Genomic DNA, 17,934 nt, shown 5'->3' with positions numbered 1-17,934 from the left:
GTTACACCTCTTTCAATGCCAGGCCGATCACCCGGTCGAATCTCGCAGGCCATTCCTGGCCTGACGCATCTTGCGCCGGACCGTTCAGGACATGCCCGGTTTCCTGGCCCATCTGTTCGCGGAAGAGCCGGTTCAGTTCCTCGGCCCCTTCATATTCACCCGCGATGAACAGACAGTCGATTGTCTCGTTGCCGTCCATCATATTAAATGTGTAGAAATTGATGATCTTTGATATTTCACGGTATGCCGCGTCAGGCGACCGGTCCTCATCATCTCCGAAGTCAATCGGCCGCATAAACAGCGGCTGATGATTGTGGAAGATCGAAACAGTCAGATTGCCGTCATGAAAATCGGCGATCAGGACGTTTCGTTTTTCTTCCAGTCCGTGCTGGATATAGGCAAGGCGGTACAGGGCGAGCGGGGCGATGTCACACTCCACGGGCTTCAGCTTCGCGCCGTCCAGCGCACGCTCATATTGCCGGATCACGCTTTCCTTCGTGGCAATAATGAGCGACTCCCGCTCTTCCCCTTCACCGGCATACGGCACGACGTCGAACAGCGGATCGTCGAACGGCAAATAAAGAGAAGAGCCGATCTCAATGAAGAAGTAGCCTTTCAGCTCATCTTCAGGGACATCGGCCGGAGTTTGCACTTTTCGGATCATGACATAATTATCGGGCGCGAGGAACCGGACACGCCTGCGTCCGATCCCCCACTGCCCGACCGCCCCCTCCACCGCCGCAGCGAGGGCCGCCGGATCGGCGACCTGGCCGCCATCGACAGCACCTGCCGGCAGAGGCACCTCACCGACCCGCTCAAGGACGAGCGGATCGGCAGACCGCAGCTCCGCGTAGCGGATCGCGTCGGATTCGATCGTCACTGACACGACGCGCTGACGGCGTTTGAAAAGGGATGGGGACATGGGGTCAACTCCTATTACTCGTCTATTGTAATTCCATCCTCATCATCTACTTCGCTACCCTTTGTGTCATCATCGTTAATACCTTGAATAGTAGCTCCAGTAAATGTTACAGATTTAGTACCCGAAAATACAATTGGTGTACCGGCTGGAGTTGTTAATGCATGTGGACTGTTTGCACTAACTGTTGAGGCATCTGGAATCTCGCCTGATGATTCCAAAAAGTTATCATTTTTCAGAATTTCTACCGTTACAGGTGTAACTGGAGAAGCTGTATCAGTGTAATACAATTGCGCGGCATTAATTACGTTAATTGCATCACTTTTAACAGCTGTGTATCGACTATTTTCCATGATATTTCCAATCGCCGGAATCGCAATCGCTGCAATGATTGCCAAAATGACAATAACCGCCAAGAGCTCGATCAGTGTGAGCCCTTTTTCCTCTTTTAATTTCTTTTGGACAAACTTCAACATAAGACTTTCCCCCTATGACTTTATGATTACTTCAAACCTATTATAGGCTAGATTAATAGATTTGCATAGATGTTCTCTCTTTTTTCTTTTCTACACATTTCGACCGTTTTCTTGTGGTTTTTCCTGCCTATCCCACCTGCTCGTACATGCTGAACATCGGAATCATGATGGCCATGACGATTGTTCCGACAATGATAGCCAAAAAAATCATCATGAGCGGTTCGATCAATGCCTTCATCCGCTCGGTTGCCGTTTCTACTTCTTTCTCATAGAATTCGGCGACTTTGACGAGCATTTTGTCGAGGGCACCAGTCTGTTCGCCGATTGCGATCATATGCGGGATGAGCGGCGGAAACGCCCAGTGGCCGTTCATCGGTGCTGCAATGGAGTTCCCCTGCTGGAGGGAGTTCCGCGATTCCCTCATGACTTTTGCAATAACGGCGTTGTCGACGATCCGTTCGGTGATCGTCATCGCCTGCAGGATCGGGACCGAACTCGTAAACAGCGAGCTGAGCGTCCGGGTCATCGTTGACAGCACCGATTTCTTCATCAAGTCGCCGATCAGTGGCATCCGGAGGAGGAACGTGTCAATCATGTACTTGCCTTCCTTCGTCCGGTTCATCACATAGATTCCGATGACAACCAGCAGAACAAAACCGACGAGAATATACCAATACTTCTGCATAAACTCACTCGCCCCAAGGACGAACAGAGTAATCGCTGGAAGTTCCGCATCCAGGCTCTCAAACATCTCGACGAACATCGGGACGATCGAGGTAAGCAGGAAGATAACGACTCCGAATGCAAGAACGAGCACGACGACCGGGTACACCATCGCCGAGACGACCTTTTGGCGGGTCGCATACGACTTTTCATAGTGGACGGCCAGGCGGTCGAGTGAGTCGTCGATCGTTCCGGATGCTTCACCCGCTGCAATCATATTGAGCGTGAGCGGCTCGAACACTTTTGGGTGCTTGGCCATCGCTTCACTGAGAGAGCCCCCGCCACGCAGGTCATCCCCGATTTCCGACAGGATCTTCCGGAACGGCTTGGACTCGACTTGCTGGGAGAGGATGGTGATCGCTTCGACGATCGTCACGCCGGCTCGGAGCAGTGTGGAAAACTGCTGAAGGAACATGATGAGCTGAGGCCGTTTTACCGGGCTGCCGATGGAAATTTCCTTCGTCAGTGTCGTCTCTGGCATCTCATTGATGTTTAGAACCCGTATGCCCTGGTCACGGAGCTTCAGCACCGCTTCGCGGCGATTGTCCGCCTGGATCGTGCCCTTCCTCACTCGTTTCCGGTCCCTGCCGTCATATTGATAGCGCGGCATCAGTGGTCCTCGCTTTCCAGATAGCCTTTGGCGATTTCACGGTCGATGGCCCCACTGTCGACCAGTGCCTGGACGGAAGTGGACATCGTATGCATGCCGGCTGCGCGGTTTGTCTGGATGACACTTGGGATCTGGTGAATCTTCTCCGTCCTGATCAGGTTGCCGATCGCCGGGTTGTTGATCATGATTTCCGTGGCGGCACGGCGCCCCTTGCCGTCCTTTGTCTTGAACAGTCGTTGCGAGACGACCGCTTTCAGGACACCCGCCAGCTGAATCCGGATCTGGGTCTGCTGGGAGGAAGGAAATACGTCAATAATTCGGTCGATTGTCGATGCCGCGCTCCATGTGTGGAGCGTTCCGAAGACGAGATGGCCGGTTTCCGCCGCTGTGATGGCAATCGAGATCGTCTCAAGATCCCGCATTTCCCCGACGAGGATCACATCCGGGTCCTGACGTAGTGCCGCACGCAACCCGTCCGCGAACGAATCGGTGTCGAAACCGACTTCCCGCTGGTCGATGATCGATGTGCCGTGATTGTGGACGAATTCGATCGGGTCTTCCAGCGTGATGATGTGCTTCCGCATTTTTTCATTGATGTGCCTGATCATTGCTGCAAGAGTTGTTGACTTCCCGGAACCGGTCGGGCCGGTCACGAGAATCAGGCCCTGCGGCGTTTCCGCAAGCTCCTTCAGAACTTCCGGCATTCCCAGGTCCTCGACACTCATGATCTTTGTCGGGATCGTCCGGAATGCGAGCGAAACGGAACCGCGCTGGCGATAGGCGTTCACCCGGAACCGGGAAATTCCGTGAACCGCATACGAGAAGTCCAGTTGCCCTTTTTCAAGAAAATCATCGTAAAGCGTCTCGGGGATCACCGCCTTCGCGATGTCTTCCGTGAACTGCGGCTTGTTGATTTCCTTGCCGTACCTCTTAAGTTCACCGTGGACACGGAAGATCGGCGGCACGCCCACCGAGAAGTGGATGTCCGAGGCACTGTAATTGAAGGCCGCCGTCAAAATAGAATCAATTGTTTCTTTCATCGATATTAATTGTTCATTCATCATTCATCCCGCCTAATCGAGCATCGCGACACGGAACACTTCTTCCGTCGTCGTGATTCCCTGTTTTACTTTGAGGAGGCCGTCATCCATGAGGAAGATCGTCTTGTTCCGGATGGCGATTTCCTTCATTTTTGCAGCCCCTTCGCCCCGGTTGATCGCCGAACGCATGTCATCGTCGACCACCAGTACTTCATGGATCGCGATCCGGCCCCGGTAACCGGACATGTTGCAGGACGGGCAGCCCGCCCCGCGCGTCACTTCCTCGATCTTGATTCCTCGCTTTGCGGAGATTTCCCGCTCGCGTTCCGTTGCCGGCATTTTCTCACCGCAGTCCCGGCATACCCGCCGGAGAAGCCGCTGGGCGACGACCGCGTTCAGCGAGGCCGTCACGAGGAATGGTTCCACGCCCATGTCGAGGAGACGGGTAATTGTGGAGACCGAATCGTTCGTGTGGATCGTGCTCAGGACAAGGTGGCCGGTCAGCGATGCCCGGACCGCTATATCTACGGTTTCCCTGTCCCGGATTTCCCCGACCATGATGATGTCCGGGTCCTGCCTGAGAATCGAGCGGAGCCCGGCAGCAAACGTCATCCCGACATTTGAATTCACCTGTACCTGGTTGATGCCGCCCAACTGGTATTCGACCGGATCTTCCACGGTGATGATGTTGACTTCCTCGCGGTTCAGCTGGTTGAGTGCTGCGTACAGCGTCGAGGACTTTCCTGAACCCGTCGGACCCGAGATCAGAACGATCCCGCTCGGCTTCATGATCTCTTTCGTGAACCGGTCCAAGTTGATCCGGTTGAATCCGAGCCGTCCCATGTCGGTCAGTGAACTGCTCAGGTCGAGAATCCGCATGACGATCTTCTCGCCGTAAACGGTCGGAAGGGACGATACACGCAGGTCGATCGGCCGGAAATCCACATTTGTCTTAATCCTTCCATCTTGCGGAACCCGGTGTTCGGTGATGTCCAATCCGGACATGATCTTGATTCGCGCCGTCACCATCGCCTGCATATGTTTCGGCAGTGCCCGTTCGTCCTTCAGCATGCCATCCACCCGGAACCGTACTAGCACCTTGTGCTCCCTCGGATCAAAGTGGATGTCAGATGCTTTCTGGACGACAGCAGCCGACAGGATCTGGTTGACAAGGCGAACAATCGGCGAGTCGAGGTCGGTAAGGCTCTCCTCGTCCTCTTCCTTGTTTTTCTGATCTTCTATGAACAGGTCATCAAACGTTTCTTCATAGAATTTGGCGATTGTCTTCTGGATGTCGTCCTGTGAGGCGAGGACCGGCTCGATCTGGAATCCGGTGGACAGCCGGAGGTCTTCAATTGCGATATAGTCAGTCGGATTGATCATGGCAACAAACAGCTTGTCCCCCTCGATTTTCAAGGGCACAAGCAGATTCCGCTTGGCGAATTCTTTTGACACGAGCGAGAAAATCTGCGGCTCAAAAGGATAACGGAACAGATTGACGTGAGGAATGCCCAACTGCAGCTCAAGCGTTTCAACCAGCTGCATATCCGTGATGAAGCCCTTTTGCACGAGCGCCTCGCCCAGCCGCTGCTCCTTCGGCTTTTCTTTCAGAACGGTTTCCAGCTGTTCAGCGGTGATATGGCCGGACTCGATCAGCATGTCTCCCAGCCGCATTCTGGCCTGCACCATCAGATCCTCCTCCTCTCTATGCATGCTTATCATGGCTCGATCGGATTGCCACCTTTGTCATAAATGATCTCTTCGCTGTCGTCTTGGTTAGAGTCACCATCATCCGTCGAACCCTCATCGGATCCTTTCCCGGTATTGCCGGATCCGCCAGTGTTTTCGGTGGAACCTCCGCCAGAACCTGTTTCGGAACCGTTATCGTCATTTTCCTCAGAGGTTTCCGAGCTATCGGAACCGTCAGCGTCATCATCTGTTTCCTTACCCTCGCCGTTCTCGGCAGCCGGCTGTTCCTTCGGTTTTAACCTGTGGACTTCGATCCGGTGGACAGGGGCATAGAAGTCAGTTGATACTTCCTCAACCGATTGCTCGATGGACCCGGCCGAGACATGCTTTAGGACTGTAACCCGGACTCCTTCTTCCCCCTCTTCATCAATTCTAGGGGAAGCTGTCCGTACATTTTCACTGAACTGTTTAATCGTCCGTGGGTCGAAGTTTTCCAAACCGGTGACCGATGTTGAGTAGTCATACATGAGCGGCAACCCTTCGAGTGCAACAGTCAGTGAATCGCCAGTGACATCCGTTCTGATCGTGAACGCAGATCCGTTAGGATTGGTGAATTTGAAATCCATGCCCGTGGAGATGTTGACTGCTGCCTCATAGCCGACAGGAATTCCTTCGGGAAGCCGGTCGCTGATGGACCGCTCATCGATGATGAAGTTAGTGTTGAGCACCGTTGCGTACAGGACGGAAGCAATCCGTGTCATCTCAGCCTCGGTCAGGGTACCGTTCTCCGTCGACTCTAGCATTTGAATGAATGATACGGATGATCCTGCTTCTACTAGATAACCGTCCAAAGCAGCCATGGCATTCAGAAGACCGTTGCTGACCGGTTGGCCGCTGAAAGTGGTAGAAGCCACCTGGTCAGCCGCAGAAAGCCGGTTGGCATCCATGAAGTCGGTGATCTGGATATTGGCCGGCATTGTCCCGGACCTTAGCCGCCGTTCGATCCCGTCTGTGATGGAACTGAGTTCCTGCTCCGTGAAGCTCAGCTCTCCAAAGTTTTGTGACAGGAGCGTACGTACCGCTTCCCCATTCACTTGAGCGAGCATCGGGTTTTCCTGACCGCTGGATGCGTTGTCGATTGTACCGTCAACATCATAAGAAACGGCCTCTTGCGGCAGCTGGAAAGAGGCGTCCTGGTAGACGATATTCACGTCAAAGCGGCCCTGCAAATCCGTTACCCCATCACTCAGCACCTTCACCGTCTCGGGTTCTTTGAAGTCAGACACATCGTAAGGACCGATATAGGTGTTCTCCCCGAAGTCTTTTGAAGGGAACAGGAGGTTCCCCGCAAGCATCGATCCGCCTGAAGCGAATATATAGAAGAAAAATGTGGAGGCGAGAACGCCCATAAATACCGATAATGATTTCTTATTGCTTTCCATCTTGTCCATCCTCCACAATCAGGTCTTCTTCACTTAAGAGCCCAAACGGGTCAGGCTCGGGTTCAGCTTCCTCGTTTTCCCTCTGCATCTCATCAGGAGGGTCAGGACGTGAAGACAGCCAGGATTCCAGATCCTCTTCGAGAAAGTCGTCTTCATCTGCCCAATCAGGTGCCGGGTGTCCGCTTTCTCCCCTCGGAGCTTCATGGGATGTTTGAATCGGCGTGCCGACGACCGGCAATTCATCGTCGTCGGTCAGCAGCCCGGCATTTTCCTCCGCTGAAGTGGGTATTTCAGGTTCATACTGCATCGGCTCTTCACGGAGCGCCCCCAATTTTGCAGTTTCTGCGGATGCAGCCGACTCTTCGCGTGTGACCTGGATTTTTAGAGGAGTGCTAATTTCCAGTTCGTCGTGGATTTCATCAGACTCTTCGTCCGCCGCAGCAGTTGTTTCGGCCGCTTGCAGTGACATCTGTGATCCTGAGCCATCCTTAATGGACTCTACTAGAAGTTCAAATTCATCCGCTTCGCTACGGGGCATTTGGGAATCGAACGACTCCTCACGGAAATCAACTGGTCCCACCAACACATCCGGGACATCTGCAACCGCCTCTTCGCCGGCACGCTTGCCGATCAGGACTGAAGCGGCAAACGAAAGCCCCAGCATGCCGAGGAAAGAATAGTAGAGAGTGAATTGGTTCTGCAGGTAGATGCCCGCAAGCGCGATGAAGAACCCAGAGGATGCAATGGTGACCAAGAGCTTACCTGCCTTCCCTTTCTGCATGAGCAAAAAGAGAATCGGAAATAGGATGATGGCCGCAATCACCAAGAAGATATAATCGAGCATGTCGGACCCTCTTTCAATGTTTCATAGTTAATAATCGACCTTGATGTCGTAATCTGAACCGATCACGTTCGGCTCTGAAATCTCAACCGTCGTCAGCTCCTTGATGCTGACGCCGCATGACTCGAGGAAGCCGGAATAGCTGTCCGCCTTTTGTACATAGGCGTTGTAATCGATCTTGTTCGGCTGCCGCTCTTCCATCACAAGCTTTTTCCCGCTCTCCGAATAGTAAATGAGCGATGCACTGTCGGAGATGACCAGCTCTTTTTTCAGGCGCTGGATGCCGGACGGGTCAAGGCGGTCGAGATCAATACAAAGCTTGGAGTAATCACTCACCTCAAAGTGCTGTCCCCACTCCAGCGGAGCAGGATTTTGAGACGTATTGCCCAGAATGAGGAAGTTGGTATTGTCCATATCCTTGATGTTGTTGCCGGTCTTCAGGCCTTTAACGATGATTTGCTGTTTGTTTCCGTCCTTACCCATATTCATGATGTTGTTGCCGGGATTGAGCGTACCGTTGATGATGAGGGTCGCTTTCTTCAGGTTGTTCATGTTGTTGAACTTGCTGTCGTCCATGACGGGGACGTAAACATTGATTCCGCTGAAATCGATATTGTTCAGGTTTTTGCACTCGGCAGCTCCCGTTCCGCATGCATCTCTGAGAAAATCTGAAGAGTGAACGGTGAAATCGGAAGGGTCCAGGCCTTTGTCTTTCAGCAATGCCACAAAGTTTTCAATCGACATCCCATCAATTTTGCAATGATAGGGAGCTTCCACCAGGTTTCCTTCTGTCTGATTCAGGATTCTGCCAATATAATCTGCTGTACATGATTCCGCAGGTTTGGAAGAGTTGAATACATCTTCATAAGTAAGGTCCTCTATTTCCTCAATCGTCGTAACCGGAACCCTGGAACCCTCATCCGGATTCAGGAAATAATCAGGTACTTGAATGGTAAGTGCGGCGGTAAGTTCATCTGTCCTTCCATTCGCCTGACCCTCGATTGGAAACTTGAATGTCACTTTTTTGATCGAAGGGTCGGCGGTATCCAAGGACGGAGTAACCTCGACAGCCGTTTTTCTGAACATTACATCGGTGTCGATCTCTTTCTGTACAGTTAGGCCAGATCTGCTTTTAAGCCCTCTAAGTTCATCAAAGAAGATACCTCTGATTGTTTTTTCGATCTCCTGTTCAAATGCATCCCTCTTTTGTTCTGTATCACATTTTTCCCCGACGGGAGGCGTGATACAGGCCCTGAGCTCATTCAGTTCTTTACGGGTTTCTACATTGATTACTGCAAGAAGCTCTTTGAATTGGGCGCTGAAATGCGCGGATTCATAGTCAATCCCGATTTCTGCCGCGGCCACGGCCTGTGTTCCTGTCTCCACCGTCCGCTCCTGCCGGGAATGATTCAGAGATCCGGCCATGAATGTGGCTGAAAAAGCGAGCAGCAGGGTGACGATCAGCAGGACAATCACCAATGTGTATCCTTGCTCATTCCTCACTCGTTTCATGATTGTCCCCTCCGACGATTTAAAAGTCCCACTCATTCTTTGTAACGCGTAAGCATAGTGGTCTGCGAAAATTCCCTTCCGCCGTCCATTTCCAGTGTTAGCGTCAACTTGACGTTTTCGGAAAAGGGATCGATCGGCAGCGTCAGCGGATCAATTGGATTTGCAGGATCAGGGGGAGACATCTGGATTCGGTCGATAGAAACTTCAACCGAGTAGCTTTCTGCAAATCGATCCTCAATTGGCGGTGACAGTTCGGAAGTGGTGCATGCCCCTCTTCTTGAACCGCCTTCTCTTTCGAAAACCTTGCGGACCAGTCCTGTGGCGCCCGGGTAAAGTTCATAGCAGTCGCCTGACCGGTGCGCATGTGTCAGTTGGGTAATCAGGAGATTCATCTCTTGCTGCAACTTCACCTTTTCGGTTTCAGCCGCCTGATATTTCGCACCGATTCCAAATGCCGTCATGGTGATCGTGAGTACAAGAGAAGCAAGAACAAGAACCGCCAGGAGTTCCGTCAGTGTCAGCCCCTTCTCGTTTTTAAGGCTTTCCATCTTCACGGACCCACCTCCGGTTTTCTTTCTACTTTCAGATAACCGTAGTTTTTTGATATCGGATTTGTGGAGGTTGCTGATTCATACACTTCTATTTTCATCTTTCTCAGGAAGAACGTATCGAACACTTCATCAAACTTCTTTATATCCGTACAATCATCCGAGCATTGATCCGGCTTTTGAACATGTGCCTCTACCCGGTTTCCGTTGTCCAGAGAATAGTTCAGTGTTATATCAAGAGCCCCCGGGTTTGTGGTCACTGAAAGCGAGGATTCAACGAGATCTGGCCGGTTTTTCAGAACCGTTTCCAATTGCCCGGCAATCAGGTTGTTGTCCGCTTCTGTCATTCCCGTGACTTTCTCCCACTTCAGTTCCAGCGGGATCGTTTTAAGAACCGAGGTCTCCTGCCTTGCCACATTCATCGTGTCCAGCTTCACTTCGGTCCGTTCGTTGAAAAGAGTCATCTGAGGGAAGAGGGTCATGATGCCGATGAAGACGATGCCGAGAATCACGAGGGTGGCGAGGATTTCGACAAGAGTCAGCCCCTTTTCGTTCCAATTCTGCCTGAATCTATTCATCTATCTCCCCTCCTCTTCACAATCTTCCTTCATTATCTTAAATCCGAGCCGTTTTGTCATGACTTTCCTACTTCTTTTTTCCTACAATTTCCGACATGCATGAAAAAAGACCGGTTTCCCGGTCTATCACCCCTGATAGATTCCACCACTTGCCTGTTTTCGGCCGACATAAAGTACGCGGTCGGCAATATTCCACCGTAACGCGGTTTCCTGGGAAATTACAGGAAAACAGGACGGATCATAGAGATTAGGGACAAGGACCCAGTAATGATGAGCGGCTTTTGCTGTCGATCTACTGCTCCTTTGCTGAGTTCGCTGATTGAAAGAATTGAGGCTCGGACGGTTGCGGACTCTGCAAGTGTTGAAGCAGGTACAGCATCCTGATCAGGAAAATCTAAGAACGTAACCGACGCGGCAATCGGTTCAAGCAGTTGAATGACCTGCTGGTAGTCTTTTCTGGCAAGCATGCCGATCATCAAATTGACTTTCGCATCATACCCGAATTGTTCCCGAACCGTCCGGACGAGCGCTTCAGCCGCCGCAGGATTATGGGCACCATCCAAGTAGACGTCCGGACTAATCTGTTCAAACCTTCCGGGGAGAAATGCAGTCTCCGCTCCTGTTCTCAGTTTTTCCGGATCCAGAGGAAACTCCGTCGCCTTCAGAGCTTCCGCGGCGAGCGCCAGGTTCACTTCCTGATGGGGACCTGATAGTCCCGGATGAATCCCGGGAATTGCGGTAAAGTCTCTTCCATAGATGGAGATCGGAGCATTGGCATCCTTTGCGACTCGTGTTACCTCCTCCAAAGCTTCAGGTTGGAGCGGGCCAATGATTCCCGGCTTTCCGGGCTTCAGGATTCCTGCTTTGTGCCAGGCAATTTCTTTAATTGTGCCGCCTAGAAAGCCAGTGTGGTCCAAGCCGATCGACGTGATGACGGATGCTTCCGGCACGATAACATTTGTGCTGTCAAACCGCCCGCCCATGCCTGCTTCAAGAAAAACAAGATCTGGCTGGTGGTTTTTGAAGATGAGAAATGCCGCGGTTGTGAGCAGCTCGAAATCGGTGAGCAGTCCCGAGATCCCGGCTTTTTTCATTTCTGCAAATGCAGCGTCGGCTTCTTTTTCCGTGATCGGCCGGCCATTAAGCCGGATCTGATCATGGAGATCCGTTGTTGCAGGAGACGTGAATGAGCCTGTCCGGAGGCCGTGCGCCCGGGCGATGGATTCCATGAAGGCCACCGTGGACCCCTTGCCGTTCGTGCCGGCAACATGGATATAACGCATTCCCCGTTCCGGATAACCAAGCTTGCCGAGTGCCTCTTCCATCGCCTCCAGCCCCGGACGGATCTCATCCGCGCTCATCAGTTCGTGCTTCTTTTGATAGAAATCCAGTTTTGGAATCAAAGCCGTCTCCTCCGTGTGGTAAACTTGTGATGAATTCATTTTAGCGTAGAGCGCGGTTTAAGTGGAGGAAGAGCGATGAAGAGTTGTTGGGTCATTTACAATGGCAGCCTCGTATCGGATAAGTTTGCGGACCAGGCACGTCTTGTTGCCGAGGCGGCGGAACGCGCCGGAGTCCTGGCCGAAATCCGGAAAAACTATGAGGTCATGATGGATCTGCAGCGAGGAATCGGTGCGCCGCCTTCATTCGTCGTGTTCTTGGACAAGGACATCCTGCTGGCCACCTGGCTGAAGGCATCCGGCATTCCGGTATTCAACGATCCGGAAGTGATCGAGACGTGCGACAATAAGGCCAAGCAGTACATCCGGCTGGCCCGGGCGGGAATTCCGATGCCGCGGACGGTCATCGCGCCGAAAGTCTATCCGAACTTCTCTATAGCCGGGACCGGATACTTCGAGCGGGTGCTCTCTGATTTCGGATTGCCGATGATTATCAAGGAAGGCCATGGATCATTCGGCGCAAAGGTGTACCTGATCGAAACGGAAGAGGCGTTTTATGAGAAGGTGGAGTCTCTTCGGGGCGTCGACTTCGTCTTCCAGGAGTTCATCACTTCCAGCCGTGGGCGCGACATTCGGGTGAACACGGTCGGCGGCCGGATCGTTGCGGCGATGTACCGGCACTCCGAGACCGACTTCCGGGCAAACATCACGAACGGCGGGGTTGCAGAGCCCGTGGAGCTGACTGATGAGCAGCAGCGGATTGCATTAGAGGCGGCAAGGGCTGTCGGTGCCGAATTCGCCGGTGTCGACCTCCTGTTCGGCCCGGACGGCCGGCCGCTCGTCTGCGAAGTCAATGCCGCCGCACATATCCGCAATATCTATCATGTGACCGGCATCAACGTTGCCGACGTGATGATTGAATACATATTGGAGAAACTGCAATGAAGCACGGCATTGTTTATTACCGTCCGGATGAGGCTGCCCGCAATGTCGGCTTCATCAAACTCCTGAAGCTTGCTGCCGAGCGCGCAGGCCTTTTGCTGACCTTATCGATGTATCCGGAAGACCTGTCGCCGGACGCCGACTTCGTCATCTTCAGGGAACGGAACCCGAAACTTGCACGTGAGCTGGAAAATGCCGGCCACCGACTGTTTAACCGTGCGAGGGTCAACCAAATCTCGAACGACAAATTCGCGACCTTTCAGCTGGCGACATTCATGGGGGTCCCTGCGGTTCCGAGCCGGCTCGTCGAATGCCCGGATGAATTGGACAGCTACCCGGCGGTCCTGAAGACCGTTGACGGACACGGAGGTGTCGAGGTCGCCCGGGTCCTCGACGAGATGGAAGCCGGCTGGTTCTTCACCCGCTTCATGGACCGCCGCATCATCGGCCAGCCCTTTATCGAATCCGGAGCCGCCGACGTCCGCCTCTTCATGGTCGGCAACGAACTTGCCGGCGCCGTCAAACGCACCGGCAGCTCCGGATTCAAATCCAACTATACGCTCGGCGGCCGCGTCGACCCGTACCGCCCGACACCGGACATGGTGCGCGCCGCCCAGCGCCTCACCCGCGCCCTGAAAAGCGACTACATCGGCGTCGACTTCCTCCTCCTCCCCGACGGAGGTTTCCTCCTGAACGAAATCGAGGACCCCGTCGGCGCCCGATCGCTCTATGAAACAAGCGACACCGACATCGCGGAAGTGCTGATGCAGCATATCAGGGTGAAGTTGAACGAATGATCCCCCGGCGGGTAGAGGCCGGGGGATTTTTGGTGTGGCGCGATGTGAGGGGGTTCCTGGTCTTTCGTTGTCTCTGCCTGGTCTCTCGTTGTCTTTGCCTGGTCTCTCGTTGTCTTTGCCTGGTCTCTTAATTGCTCTGCTTGGTCTTTCGCATGTTCTGCTTGGACTCTTGTTTATTCATCCGCTGCGTTCCATGAGATCTCCATTCATCAATAATGCTCTGCACGGTTGCCGACCGGTGAAATTCTGCATAGTCTGCCCGAAAACCGATGTATCCACCTGACCCGATACGAGTGACAGGCAGTTGCATGATTAACTTCCGTGCACTCTTGTGAGATTGATAATTGAATAAGGACAAACATTGCTGTGGAGTTATTGTCGAACTGATCAGCAGGAACCATGTCAGCAACATTTCCAGATGAGGCTTATGGCTGATCATCCTGCATGATTCGCATTCCCAGCTTCGTTCCGTCCGTTTCTTGAGATAGCTCCCACATCGATTACAAAGCATTCCACGGTAAAGTAATACCGAATTCATCTTGTAATGTTCACTATACGGAAAAGGTAAATAGGGCTTCGAATGATGTCGGAGTGAATTTGCGATGGATAACACTTTTTCGTTATCGATCACCGCAGGTTTGTTTATGTGAGAACGGATTTGAACACGGAGCTCACGCAATTTGACGACTGGCATCGCCGCTGGAATTGCCTCAATTACCGGATTATTCGCGAACACGACAAACCCCTGTATGTTTGTTCTTAGATCGAGAAGTTCCAGCCAATCATTCAGGTTACCGATTTGATCATGAAGTTGTGTGACCGGGCAATCAAAAGTCTGAATGATTCTCCCGGTATCATCGACTTTTCTCAGTTCGGCAGGCCCCTGATGAAAACGAAGCCTGCCGCCGATTTGTTTCGTCACCAGCAGGAGAATGCCGCTGCGTGCAATCAATGCAAAATCAATCTGGAACTGCAATCCGCCTAACAGTGGCAAGTTCAAGTTTTCAATGATGCAACAGTCCTCCGGAAGAGAGACAGAGCGAATGGTCTCCAATACCTTCCTCTCTCCGTCAGCTCCCGCCCGGACATTATTTAATTGCTTTTCCAGCTCACCATATTCCCGACTCCGTTCCGGCAGTCTAAAGAGTGCTTGTTCCATTGCAAACTCCAGCATCTTCGTGTCCCATTGGGTTCCTATCCCGACTACCCACTTTCCTTTTTCCCGAGCTTATCATGGCAGTGCACAGCATGGAACCACGTGGACCATCTTTCAATTTTGCGGCATCAATGTAACTCGAAAAATTAATCTTAAGTCACGTGTGGGATTGTCAGGTTTTCAATGCCCGGGTCTTTTCTCCTGGAACAGAGCTTGAAATAACGAAAGACCAAGAAGAGCTCTTGAATGTCCAAGTGTTTGGAATGAGAGTCCAAGCAGGCACAACGAGAGTCCAAGCAGAGACAATAAGAGTCCAGGAACCCCGTCTGCTCACAACCGCCACCCGCCCGCTCCCATCCAAAAAAACCCCGCCATCACCGGCGGGGGTCCATCTCATATTCAGATCTCTTTCAGTTCTGCAATGCGTTTTTGCACGGCGTCGTATTTCTCCTGGTAGTCTTTTTGCTTGGCACGTTCTTCTTCGACTACGGCTTCCGGGGCTTTGGAGACGAAGCGTTCGTTGGAGAGCTTGCCTTCGACGCGCTTCAGCTCGCCCTGCCATTTGCCCAATTCTTTCTCAAGCCGTGCGAGTTCCTCTTCGATATTGATGAGTCCCTCAAGCGGCATGAAGAGTTCGGCGCCGGTGACGACGGCGGACATGGATTTGTCCGGTGCAGCGAGGTCGCGGCCGATCTCGAGTGTTTCCGGGTTGCAGAAGCGCTCGAGGTACGCGCGGTTGTTTTCAAGCGCGGCCTGTGTCGAGTCGTCATGTGTGCGGATCGCGAGCGCGACTTTCTTGCTCATCGGCGTGTTCACTTCAGCACGGATGTTGCGGACCGCCTTGATGACATCCATGAGCGTCTTCATTACGCCGGCGCGCTGCTCATCGGACAGCGCCGGATCGGCGACCGGCCATTTGGCAGCGACAATCGACTCGCCTTCGTGCGGCAGGCTCTGCCAGATCTCTTCCGTGATGAACGGCATGAACGGGTGGAGCAGGCGCATCGTGTTGTCGAGAACGTAAGCGAGGATCGAGCGGGTCGTCTTCTTCGCTGCTTCGTCTTCGCCATACAAAGGCAGTTTCGCCATCTCGATGTACCAGTCGCAGAAGTCATCCCAGATGAAGTTGTACAGCGCGCGGCCGACTTCACCGAATTCGTATTTGTCGGCAAGCTTTGTCACAGTCTCGATCGTCTCGTTCAGGCGTGTGAGGATCCAGGCATCTGCCGCGGACTTCTCGCCGCTCAGGTCGATTTCCTCATACTTCAGGCCATCCATGTTCATCAGAGCGAAGCGGGATGCGTTCCAGATCTTGTTCGCGAAGTTCCAGACGGATTCGACTTTCTCGTTCGAGAAGCGCAGGTCCTGCCCAGGGGACGAGCCCGTCGCAAGGAAGTAGCGCAGCGAGTCCGCTCCGTACTGGTCGATGACGTCCATCGGGTCGACACCGTTGCCGAGCGACTTGGACATCTTGCGGCCGTCTTCGGCGCGCACGAGTCCGTGGATGAGAACGTCTTCGAACGGACGCTCGCCGGTGAATTCAAGGCCCTGGAAAATCATCCGGGAAACCCAGAAGAAGATGATGTCATAGCCCGTAACGAGAGCATCCGTCGGGTAGTAGCGCTTGAACAGCTCGTTTTCCTCATCCGGCCAGTTCAGCGTCGAGAACGGCCACAGTGCGGACGAGAACCAGGTGTCGAGGACGTCTTCGTCCTGCTTCCAGTTTTCCAAATCAGCCGGCGCTTCCATGCCGACGTGGATTTCTCCCGTTTCCTTGTGGTACCAGGCCGGGATCTGGTGGCCCCACCAGAGCTGGCGGGAGATGCACCAGTCTCGGATGTTCTCCATCCAGTTCAGGTATGTTTTCTCGAAGCGCTCAGGGACAAAGTTGACTTTCTCCTCGCCCTTCTGGAGCTCGACCGCGGCTTCCGCGAGCGGCTCCATCTTGACGAACCACTGTGTGGAAAGGTACGGCTCGACGACCGCGCCGCTCCGCTCGGAGTGTCCGACGGAGTGCATATGCTCCTCGATTTCGAAGAGCACGCCCATTTCCTGAAGGTCCTTCACGATCTGCTTGCGGCACTCAAACCGGTCCATGCCCTGATACTTGCCGGCACGCTCGTTCATCGAGCCGTCTTCGTTCATGACCAGAACGCGCTCGAGGTTGTGGCGGTTGCCGATTTCGAAGTCGTTCGGGTCGTGGGCCGGCGTGATCTTCACCGCACCGCTTCCGAAATCCATCTCGACATAGTCGTCCGCAACGATCGGGATCTCGCGGCCGACGATCGGCAGCTTGACCGTCTTGCCGATCAGGTGCTTGTAGCGCTCATCTTCCGGGTGTACGGCGACTGCAGTATCACCGAGCATCGTCTCCGGACGGGTCGTCGCAATTTCGATCGATCCCGTGCCATCTGCAAGCGGGTAGCGCATATGATAGAAGGCACCCTGTACGTCTTTGTAGATGACTTCGATGTCCGACAGGGCCGTCTTTGTCTGCGGGTCCCAGTTGATGATGTACTCGCCGCGGTAGATCAGGCCTTTTTCATACAGCTTGACGAAGACGGTACGGACCGCTTCAGACAGACCCTCGTCAAGAGTAAAGCGTTCGCGGGAATAATCGAGGCCGAGGCCTAGCTTCGCCCACTGCTCGCGGATATGCCCGGCATACTCCTCTTTCCATTTCCACGACTCTTCAAGGAATTTTTCGCGGCCGAGGTCGTAGCGGCTCTTCCCTTCTTCGCGGAGCTTGCCTTCGACCTTCGCCTGTGTCGCAATGCCGGCATGGTCCATACCCGGTAGCCAGAGCGCATCGCATCCCTGCATGCGCTTCATGCGGGTTAGGATGTCCTGAAGTGTCGTGTCCCAGGCGTGGCCAAGGTGGAGCTTGCCCGTGACGTTCGGAGGCGGGATGACAATCGTATATGGCTCCTTGCCGCTTTCCGGCTGCGCTTCGAAGAACTTGCCGTTCACCCACCATTCATATCTGCCGCGCTCGATCGACTGTGGATCGTACTTTGTCGGCAGGGACGTTTCCTGCTGTCCGTTCTGTTCCATCTCAACATCCTCCTTTTGTTTCCGGGAAATCAAAAAACCCTCCGTCCAATAAAGGACGAAGGGCTGACTTCGCGGTACCACCTTTAGTTCCGGCACGCAAAAACTGAGCGGCCGGCGCTCGAAACGATAACGGTCGTCTGACCGGCACTCCGCTACTCGATTCGCGGAGGCTGCTCACGGGCGACTTCGGACGGTGCTGACGGAAGC

General features: G+C 53.4%; 15 protein-coding genes and 1 other annotated feature (1 of these 16 cut by a window edge). Of the genes, 2 read left to right on the top strand and 13 right to left on the bottom strand.

The window, feature by feature from the left end; all coding sequences use genetic code 11:
• Nucleotide 1: 1 nt before the first annotated feature.
• The 11 genes from pilM to AV656_RS01550 form a co-directional block, all read right to left on the bottom strand.
• Nucleotides 2–922: a type IV pilus biogenesis protein PilM gene (gene pilM / locus AV656_RS01600; protein ID WP_063178161.1), complete on the bottom strand. Its 921-nt coding sequence runs from the start codon at nucleotides 920–922 to the stop codon at nucleotides 2–4.
• A 14-nt stretch (nucleotides 923–936) separates the two neighbouring features.
• Nucleotides 937–1,395 carry a prepilin-type N-terminal cleavage/methylation domain-containing protein gene (locus AV656_RS01595; RefSeq protein ID WP_063178160.1) on the bottom strand — a complete coding sequence of 153 codons (459 nt, stop codon included), beginning with the start codon at nucleotides 1,393–1,395 and terminating at the stop codon, nucleotides 937–939.
• 127 nt (nucleotides 1,396–1,522) lie between these two features.
• The gene (locus AV656_RS01590; protein ID WP_063178158.1) at nucleotides 1,523–2,728 is read right to left on the bottom strand and encodes a type II secretion system F family protein; all 1,206 of its coding nucleotides are present in this window, start codon (nucleotides 2,726–2,728) and stop codon (nucleotides 1,523–1,525) included.
• On the bottom strand, nucleotides 2,728–3,768 hold the full coding sequence (locus AV656_RS01585; RefSeq protein WP_063178886.1) for a type IV pilus twitching motility protein PilT: 1,041 nt from the start codon (nucleotides 3,766–3,768) through the stop codon (nucleotides 2,728–2,730). Before AV656_RS01585 ends, AV656_RS01590 begins: the two co-directional genes overlap by 1 nt.
• 33 nt (nucleotides 3,769–3,801) lie before the next feature.
• A complete protein-coding gene (locus tag AV656_RS01580) occupies nucleotides 3,802–5,457 on the bottom strand; it encodes a GspE/PulE family protein (RefSeq protein WP_063178156.1) in 1,656 nt (551 codons plus the stop codon).
• 29 nt (nucleotides 5,458–5,486) lie between these two features.
• Nucleotides 5,487–6,899 (bottom strand): VanW family protein, encoded by a 1,413-nt coding sequence (locus AV656_RS01575; protein ID WP_063178154.1) that lies wholly within the window; start codon nucleotides 6,897–6,899, stop codon nucleotides 5,487–5,489.
• Nucleotides 6,886–7,743: a preprotein translocase subunit SecG gene (locus AV656_RS01570; protein WP_063178152.1), complete on the bottom strand. Its 858-nt coding sequence runs from the start codon at nucleotides 7,741–7,743 to the stop codon at nucleotides 6,886–6,888. The genes AV656_RS01575 and AV656_RS01570 overlap by 14 nt, the downstream gene beginning before the upstream one ends.
• Before the next feature lie 27 nt (nucleotides 7,744–7,770).
• Complete coding sequence (locus AV656_RS01565; RefSeq protein ID WP_063178150.1) at nucleotides 7,771–9,252, bottom strand: hypothetical protein; 1,482 nt, start codon at nucleotides 9,250–9,252, stop codon at nucleotides 7,771–7,773.
• Nucleotides 9,253–9,284: 32 nt separating this feature from the next.
• The gene (locus AV656_RS01560; RefSeq protein WP_231877227.1) at nucleotides 9,285–9,800 is read right to left on the bottom strand and encodes a prepilin-type N-terminal cleavage/methylation domain-containing protein; all 516 of its coding nucleotides are present in this window, start codon (nucleotides 9,798–9,800) and stop codon (nucleotides 9,285–9,287) included.
• A 2-nt stretch (nucleotides 9,801–9,802) separates the two neighbouring features.
• Nucleotides 9,803–10,378, bottom strand: coding sequence for a type IV pilus modification PilV family protein (locus AV656_RS01555; protein ID WP_063178146.1), 576 nt, complete (start codon nucleotides 10,376–10,378; stop codon nucleotides 9,803–9,805).
• Between the two features lie 218 nt (nucleotides 10,379–10,596).
• Nucleotides 10,597–11,781: a bifunctional folylpolyglutamate synthase/dihydrofolate synthase gene (locus tag AV656_RS01550; RefSeq protein ID WP_063178145.1), complete on the bottom strand. Its 1,185-nt coding sequence runs from the start codon at nucleotides 11,779–11,781 to the stop codon at nucleotides 10,597–10,599.
• A 75-nt stretch (nucleotides 11,782–11,856) separates the two neighbouring features.
• Here AV656_RS01550 and AV656_RS01545 point away from each other — a divergent pair, with 75 nt between their 5' ends.
• The gene (locus AV656_RS01545) at nucleotides 11,857–12,723 is read left to right on the top strand and encodes an ATP-grasp domain-containing protein (protein WP_063178143.1); all 867 of its coding nucleotides are present in this window, start codon (nucleotides 11,857–11,859) and stop codon (nucleotides 12,721–12,723) included.
• Entirely contained in the window at nucleotides 12,720–13,517 is a 798-nt protein-coding gene (locus AV656_RS01540) for an ATP-grasp domain-containing protein (RefSeq protein WP_063178141.1), read from the top strand. The genes AV656_RS01545 and AV656_RS01540 overlap by 4 nt, the downstream gene beginning before the upstream one ends.
• A gap of 127 nt (nucleotides 13,518–13,644) precedes the next feature.
• Here the strand turns inward: AV656_RS01540 and AV656_RS01535 are convergent, their stop codons facing one another.
• Nucleotides 13,645–14,691, bottom strand: coding sequence for a nuclease-related domain-containing protein (locus AV656_RS01535; protein ID WP_063178139.1), 1,047 nt, complete (start codon nucleotides 14,689–14,691; stop codon nucleotides 13,645–13,647).
• A gap of 381 nt (nucleotides 14,692–15,072) precedes the next feature.
• Nucleotides 15,073–17,727, bottom strand: a complete 2,655-nt coding sequence (locus AV656_RS01530) for a valine--tRNA ligase (protein ID WP_063178137.1) — start codon at nucleotides 17,725–17,727, stop codon at nucleotides 15,073–15,075.
• Between the two features lie 48 nt (nucleotides 17,728–17,775).
• Nucleotides 17,776–17,934: a binding site (T-box leader), on the bottom strand (it continues 65 nt past the right edge of the window).

The sequence above is a fragment of the Bhargavaea cecembensis genome, assembly GCF_001619585.1.
Taxonomy (GTDB): domain Bacteria; phylum Bacillota; class Bacilli; order Bacillales_A; family Planococcaceae; genus Bhargavaea; species Bhargavaea cecembensis_A.
The sequence above is the reverse complement of the archived record's forward strand: the minus strand, read 5'-3'. Positions and strand labels throughout refer to the sequence as shown.

Coding starts and splice junctions, on each gene's coding strand:
- pilM (WP_063178161.1), bottom strand. CDS start 922: ATGTCCCCATCCCTTTTCAAACGCCGTCAGCGCGTCGTGTCAGTGACG.
- AV656_RS01595 (WP_063178160.1), bottom strand. CDS start 1,395: ATGTTGAAGTTTGTCCAAAAGAAATTAAAAGAGGAAAAAGGGCTCACA.
- AV656_RS01590 (WP_063178158.1), bottom strand. CDS start 2,728: ATGCCGCGCTATCAATATGACGGCAGGGACCGGAAACGAGTGAGGAAG.
- AV656_RS01585 (WP_063178886.1), bottom strand. CDS start 3,768: ATGAAAGAAACAATTGATTCTATTTTGACGGCGGCCTTCAATTACAGT.
- AV656_RS01580 (WP_063178156.1), bottom strand. CDS start 5,457: ATGGTGCAGGCCAGAATGCGGCTGGGAGACATGCTGATCGAGTCCGGC.
- AV656_RS01575 (WP_063178154.1), bottom strand. CDS start 6,899: ATGGAAAGCAATAAGAAATCATTATCGGTATTTATGGGCGTTCTCGCC.
- AV656_RS01570 (WP_063178152.1), bottom strand. CDS start 7,743: ATGCTCGATTATATCTTCTTGGTGATTGCGGCCATCATCCTATTTCCG.
- AV656_RS01565 (WP_063178150.1), bottom strand. CDS start 9,252: ATGAAACGAGTGAGGAATGAGCAAGGATACACATTGGTGATTGTCCTG.
- AV656_RS01560 (WP_231877227.1), bottom strand. CDS start 9,800: ATGGAAAGCCTTAAAAACGAGAAGGGGCTGACACTGACGGAACTCCTG.
- AV656_RS01555 (WP_063178146.1), bottom strand. CDS start 10,378: ATGAATAGATTCAGGCAGAATTGGAACGAAAAGGGGCTGACTCTTGTC.
- AV656_RS01545 (WP_063178143.1), top strand. CDS start 11,857: ATGAAGAGTTGTTGGGTCATTTACAATGGCAGCCTCGTATCGGATAAG.
- AV656_RS01540 (WP_063178141.1), top strand. CDS start 12,720: ATGAAGCACGGCATTGTTTATTACCGTCCGGATGAGGCTGCCCGCAAT.
- AV656_RS01535 (WP_063178139.1), bottom strand. CDS start 14,691: ATGCTGGAGTTTGCAATGGAACAAGCACTCTTTAGACTGCCGGAACGG.
- AV656_RS01530 (WP_063178137.1), bottom strand. CDS start 17,727: ATGGAACAGAACGGACAGCAGGAAACGTCCCTGCCGACAAAGTACGAT.